Raw genomic sequence first — 6,841 nt, 5'->3', positions numbered from 1 at the left:
GCATAACCCCCTGGTAATGCCCGGGTCTGAATTTGCCCTCCAGCAAATGTTCCATGTCGCCAATATCTAAATGCCATTTCTCATTATCATCATAAATCTCGCTTACAGCCGGATTAAACAAAATATCGCAGCCAGCCTGCTCCAGCATGGCAATATCTGCAGCTATTGGGCGGGGATACTTTTCAAGATCTTTGGGGTCATTAAATTGCGTAGGGTTAACAAAAATGCTGCAAACAACCTTGGTGCTAATTTGTTGTGCTTGTTTAACTAATGATATATGGCCTTTGTGAAGCGCGCCCATAGTGGGAACAAAACCAATGGTTTCGCCTGCTTTATGGGTAATGTATTGCGTTAACTCTTGCCTGGTGGTAAATATCTTCAATGCAATTTAGATTACAAAATTTGGCAAAGGTGTGTTTTTTTGCAAAAAATACCAAAAGTTACTTGCATAATTCGTTGGCAGTTTATATAATAATGATTACATTTGCAAACTCAAATTTTTGACTTCTTTACATATTTTTAATACTGATTAAGTGATGGGTAAATCTAAGCTATTGTTTATAACTCATGAAATGTCTCCTTTCCTTGAACTCACAAAAATTGCTGAAATAACAAGACAACTTCCGCAGGCAATGCAGGAGAAGGGTTACGAGATTCGTATCCTTATGCCCCGTTTTGGCAATATTAATGAACGCAGGAACAGACTTCATGAAGTTATCCGTTTATCTGGTATGAATATTATTATCAACGATAATGATAACCCGCTGATAATTAAAGTAGCATCTATCCCGGCAGCACGTATGCAGGTATATTTTTTAGACAATGAAGAATATTTTCAGCGTAAACATGTGTTTGGTGATAAGGACGGTAAATTTTACGCCGACAATGATGAACGAATGATTTTCTTTTGCAAAGGTGCACTGGAAACTGTAAAAAAATTAGGCTGGGCCCCTGACATCATCCATTGCCATGGGTGGTTAAGCGCTTTGGTTCCCGCTTATTTAAAAACTACTTACAAAGACGATCCAACTTTTAAAAATTCAAAGATCATTTATTCGATCTACGAAAATGACTTCAAGGAAAAAATGGCTGCTGACTTTGCACAAAAAGCAATCATGAGCAACATGACCGAAGAGCACGTAGATGCTTATAAGGAAGGTACAAATTCTGCACTTTATGCAGGTGCAATTCAATACTCCGATGGTATTGTTTTGGGCAGCGAGAATATTGATGCAGATGTGTTAAATAATGTTAAAAACAGCAATAAATCGGTTTTAGAATTTGATTCTACCGCAGATTTCGAAAATTATTACAATTTTTACGACGAAATTACCAACGACGAATTGGTGCATGTTGCATAATACTTAATATTATATATGAAATTTTTCCGATTAGACTTATTGACCCTGTTAATAAGTCTTTTTATTTTGAATAGCTGTAAGCGCCAGGATGGTATTGGTTTAGGGGTTGATACATCAAATCAGATAAGCGGAACCTTACTGGTTGATACCAATGTGATTATTAATACTGTTGGTGAAGACTCATCAGCTGTAATTACATCTGCCCTTACAAAAACACCGCTCGGCGAGTTTGTTGACCCTGCTTTTGGTACAGTTAAATCGAATATTGCCCTTGGTATGGTTTTACCATCCTCGCCCTATACCGTACCTGCAGGTACACTTACCATTGATTCGGCTGTATTGGTGCTGGGTTATGCCGATGGTTTTTATGGCGATTCTGTAGCTACACGTTATAAAATTAACGTGTACCAGCTAAAAGAGAAACCTCTTAACCAAACTTATTATAGCAATAAGCATTGGGAAAATGAGGCAACTGTTTTAGCAACCAAAACATTTACGGCTAACACGCATGATAGTTTAACAATTACCAGGGTACGCCAGGATACTATTGATACAGTACAAAGGGTAGCTCCTCAACTGCGTGTTGCATTCAGCAAAAAGTTTATTTACGATAACCTGTTTAATGCAAGTGGCACTCAATTATCATCAGATGCGGCTTTTCAAAATGCGGTGAAAGGCTTATACCTTACTATTGAAAGAGCCCAGGCATCAAATGCAGGTGGTACATTACAGCTAAAATTGGCTACTGCTTCATCACATTTAGACGTTTTTTATAAGGCTGTAAAAGATACTACAACGGATACGGCAAGCGTATCTTTAACGTTCCCGATACATGCCGCCGAAATAATACACACCTATAATGCAACAATAAATAATGCTAAAAAGGCAACAACTACGCAAGCTACGTTCTATTTGCAAGGTTTGGGTGGCTTACGCAGTAAAGTTTCATTCCCGGGACTAAGTAAGCTTAATCCCGATTCTATTGTATTAAACCGTGCAGAACTGGTAATAACACCGGTACAGGGCTCAGGAATACCGTACGCGCCTTTTCCTAAGTTAACCATGTATCAACTGGATATTGCTAAGCAGCGCATACTGATACAGGATGCATCAGCAGGAGATGCCCGTTACCAGGCCGGTTTATTTGGAGGTTATTATGGCAGAACAACCAAAGAGCCTGTAAAAGCTTACCGGTTTTTGATTACCGGTTATGTTCAGGACCTGATACGTAAAAAAACTGTAGATTATGGAACTTATATAGCGCCTGTAGATACTACAGAAGTTAATTCAACAACTGGTGCAGCAGGTATTGCTCCAAGTGTGCAAACGGCAGCGCGTGCTATACTAATTGGTAACGATAAAAGTTCGCCTTACCGCATTAAGTTAAATATCATTTATACTAAGATTCCTAAGTAAAAAATCCTTAAGGTAAATAAAAAGAATCCCCGCTTAGGGGATTTTTTTGTTTAACCTAACAGCACTTCTTAAAATTAATTTTTAAGTAAGTAAAAACCTTGCACTAATCGTAAATAATTAAAATAATTAGCTATGAAGTATGTTATATAGCTGATTATTTTTGCTCCATTTACATTTTATAAAATTCACCATGTGCGGAATTGTTGGTTATATAGGCTATAGGGATGCATATCCCATCATTATAAAAGGGCTTCATCGTTTAGAATACCGGGGATACGATAGTGCGGGCATCGCATTGTTCGATAAAGAACTTAAAGTTTACAAAAAGGCAGGCAAGGTTGACGACCTTGAGAAATTTGTTAAGGATATTGATCTTAAAGGAACTGCAGGCATGGGCCATACCCGCTGGGCCACACATGGCGCTCCAAGTGATCGTAACTCTCACCCGCACTCATCGGGCAACCGTAAGCTCACCATTATCCACAATGGTATTATCGAAAACTATGGCATCATTAAAGAAACACTTACAGCAAAAGGCCATGTTTTTAAAAGCGATACCGATACCGAGGTTTTAATTCACCTGATAGAAGATATTATAGAGCAAACGGGCCTTGACCTGCGCGAGGCTGTGAGGGTCGCCCTGAACAAGGTTATTGGGGCTTATGCCATTGTGATCATGAGCGCCGATGAGCCGGATCAGCTGATAGCAGCCCGAAAGGGAAGCCCTATGGTAATTGGTGTTGGTAAAGGTGAATATTTTATAGCATCTGATGCAACGCCTATTGTGGAGTACACCAAAAATGTGATCTATTTAAATGATAATGAGATTGCTTACATTAACCGTGACAACCTGCTGATAAAAAATATCGATAACTCGGTACAAACCCCATATATCCAGGAACTCGACCTGAAGCTGGAAATGCTGGAAAAAGGCGGCTACGAGCATTTTATGCTAAAAGAGATTTACGAACAGCCACGGTCTATCCGCGATTGTTTACGCGGGCGTATTTATCCGCAACAGGGCAAGGTACAATTGGGCGGGATAAAGGAATATACCGAGAAGCTAAAAAATGTAGACAGGATTATTATTATTGCCTGTGGTACCTCATGGCATGCCGGTTTGGTGGGAGAGTACCTGATAGAAGAGTACGCCCGTGTGCCGGTGGAGGTTGAATACGCATCGGAGTTTAGATACCGTAACCCCATCATCACCGAGAAGGACCTGGTTATAGCCATATCACAATCCGGCGAAACCGCCGATACCATGGCTGCCATTGAATTGGCCAAAGAAAAGGGGGCTACTATTTTTGGCATTTGCAATGTGGTTGGTGCATCTATACCACGCATTACGCATGCAGGGGTTTATACTCATGCCGGGCCCGAGATAGGCGTAGCATCAACCAAAGCATTTACTGCGCAGGTAAGTGTTTTAACGCTGATAGCTTTTTACATAGCCCAGCAACGTGGAACAATAACCCAAAGCAAACTGGTTGAATATTTAACCGAACTTAATGAAATACCACAACTGGTTGAGCAAGCTTTAAAATGCAATGACCATGTTATTAAAATTGCGGCCAAGTTTAAGGATTCAACCAATTGCCTGTTCCTGGGCAGAGGAAGCTCGTTCCCGGTTGCGTTGGAGGGCGCTTTGAAGCTTAAGGAGATCTCCTACATACACGCCGAAGGTTACCCGGCTGCAGAAATGAAGCACGGCCCTATCGCTTTAATTGATGATGATATGCCAGTTGTTGTGATTGCTACACAGAGTTCATCATACGAAAAAGTAATTAGTAACATACAGGAGGTAAAAGCCCGTAAGGGTCATGTAATTGCTATTGTTACCGAAGGTGATACGGAGGTTAAAGCCATGGCCGATTATGTGATTGAGATTCCGCAAACCAACGAAGCTTTTGTGCCCCTGATAGCAACAATTCCACTACAGTTATTGGCTTATCACATTGCTGTAATGCGCGGCTGTAATGTTGATCAGCCAAGGAATCTGGCAAAATCTGTTACCGTGGAGTAGGGATTAGATAGGAGATGTTAGATATGAGATTTGAGTCAGCTTCACGGGCGTTTCAAATCTCATTCACCACCTTGAGCAAACCTTATACGGAAAATCCATATCGGTTTGTTTTCTTGTTTCAAACTTTTGCAATAATAAGTTAATAGAGAAAACCAATAATTGCTATGTTTGTATAGAATTTATCTATATGACAATTACGCAGCTTGAATATATTGTAGCAGTTGATACTTACAGGAGTTTTGTATTAGCCGCCGAGAAATGTTTTGTTACCCAGCCAACCCTAAGCATGCAGGTACAAAAACTGGAAGACACACTCGGCGTTAAGCTATTTGACCGCAGTAAGCAACCCGTAACCCCAACTGAAATAGGCATCGAAATAATTACGCAGGCACGCATCATGCTATCCGAAAGTGAGAAGATCAAAGAGATCATCACCGACAGGCAGAAGGAGCTATCGGGAGAATTAAGGGTTGGTATCATCCCTACGGTATCACCATATATACTACCAAAGATAATTCACGGTTTTATAGAAAAATATCCGCAGGTAAAACTTATTGTGTGGGAGCAAACCACCGAAGAGATAGTTCAGCAACTAAAGCTGGGGATGATTGATTGCGGCATATTATCTACCCCGCTGCACGAAAACAATTTAACAGAGATCCCCGTTTTTTACGAAAACTTTGTGGCCTATGTATCCAAACACAGCAAACTCTCGAAAAAGAAAAGCATCACACCAGATGATATTGATATGGAAGAAATCTGGATCCTGAACGAAGGCCATTGCATGCGCGAGCAGGTTTTAAACATCTGTCAGCGCCGTAAGGCTACCAAAGGATTCCAGCATTTTGAATACAATACGGGCAGCGTTGAAACTCTTAAACGTATGGTTGACCAAAATAATGGAGCCACCATATTACCCGAACTTGCCCTGGCCGAACTTACCGATAAGCAATTGGATAAGGTTCGTTATTTTAAATCGCCCGAACCAGCCCGCGAAGTGAGCATAGTAATACAGCGTAATTTTTTAAAACGCCGCATGATAGAAGCCCTTAAAAACGAAATACTTGAATTTGTACCCAAACGAATGAAAAGTAAAAAGAAGAAAGAATTGATGGATATATAATAGATCCGCAAATATGCAGATGTACAATGGTATTGGACAATGTAGTTCTTTCTCTAAAAATCCATTGCCCAATAATACTGTTATATTAAGTATCGATCCGATATTATTGATAACCCAATCATTACCTTTTTGCTTTTGTGCATTCCGCTTTTATATAACTACTGCCCAAGGTTCGTTTATATGCCATCCTATATTTCTAAGTCTTGCTACTTGATACTAACTACCTGATACTTTTTTAGCATCTTATTTATAATCTTTCTAAATAAATTTGGATGGGTTGTAGTATTCGTGTATTTTTGGACATTATTTATAATTAGTCTAAATAAAATATGGAGCACCCCCAACTATCTATTCACAAACAATTCTTTCTTCTTTGTTTATCAATCATATTACTCTGTAATACCAACCCGGCGCTGGCTCAGCAAATCCGCGCAACCATTAAAGGACATGTGATCACCAACACCAATCAACCCGCCGAAAACGTTTCGGTAATGCTGAAGGGAACAAAATATGGTGCTATCACTAACGAAAATGGAGATTTCAGCTTCAGGTCGCCACAAGGAAAATATACCCTGGTTATTTCGCAGGTTGGCAGTAAAAGCCAGGAAACCGCCGTTGATGTAACTGCCGGACAAACGCTTATTGTACCGCCGTTCACAGTTTCTGGTGCTACAAACAACCTGCAGGAAATTAATATCAACGCCAACAAAACCAATAAGTTTAAACGCATTAAAAGTGTTGATGTGGCCAAAATGCCATTAAATAACCTGGAGAATGCCTCAGTTTACAATACCATCAGCAGCGGGTTATTGCAGGAGCAACAGATTTTTTCTGTTGATGATGCTATCAGGAATGCATCGGGGATCCAAAAAATGTGGGAAGCAACCGGGCGGGGCGGCGATGGCGGCGCCTATT

Annotated in this window: 6 protein-coding genes; 5 read left to right on the top strand and 1 reads right to left on the bottom strand. The window is 40.3% G+C overall.

Annotated features, from left to right (window positions below; all coding sequences use genetic code 11):
* The coding region (locus AC1DPZ_RS19205) for a pantoate--beta-alanine ligase (protein ID WP_477406380.1) at positions 1-382 on the bottom strand (382 nt) is incomplete at its 3' end.
* Between the two features lie 154 nt (positions 383-536).
* On the opposite strand from AC1DPZ_RS19205, the gene AC1DPZ_RS19200 reads away from it, so the two are divergent.
* The 5 genes from AC1DPZ_RS19200 to AC1DPZ_RS19180 form a co-directional block, all read left to right on the top strand.
* Positions 537-1,361 (top strand): glycogen/starch synthase, encoded by an 825-nt coding sequence (locus AC1DPZ_RS19200; protein ID WP_477406378.1) that lies wholly within the window; start codon positions 537-539, stop codon positions 1,359-1,361.
* Positions 1,362-1,427: 66 nt separating this feature from the next.
* The gene (locus tag AC1DPZ_RS19195) at positions 1,428-2,777 is read left to right on the top strand and encodes a DUF4270 family protein (protein WP_477406376.1); all 1,350 of its coding nucleotides are present in this window, start codon (positions 1,428-1,430) and stop codon (positions 2,775-2,777) included.
* Between the two features lie 190 nt (positions 2,778-2,967).
* Positions 2,968-4,803, top strand: coding sequence for a glutamine--fructose-6-phosphate transaminase (isomerizing) (gene glmS / locus AC1DPZ_RS19190; protein WP_477406374.1), 1,836 nt, complete (start codon positions 2,968-2,970; stop codon positions 4,801-4,803).
* A 187-nt stretch (positions 4,804-4,990) separates the two neighbouring features.
* Entirely contained in the window at positions 4,991-5,926 is a 936-nt protein-coding gene (locus AC1DPZ_RS19185; protein WP_477406372.1) for a LysR substrate-binding domain-containing protein, read from the top strand.
* A gap of 329 nt (positions 5,927-6,255) precedes the next feature.
* Positions 6,256-6,841: carboxypeptidase-like regulatory domain-containing protein (locus AC1DPZ_RS19180; RefSeq protein WP_477406370.1), on the top strand; the 586-nt coding region annotated here is incomplete at its 3' end.

It is taken from the genome of Mucilaginibacter sp. P4_G9 (assembly GCF_056400985.1).
The sequence above is the reverse complement of the archived record's forward strand: the minus strand, read 5'-3'. Positions and strand labels throughout refer to the sequence as shown.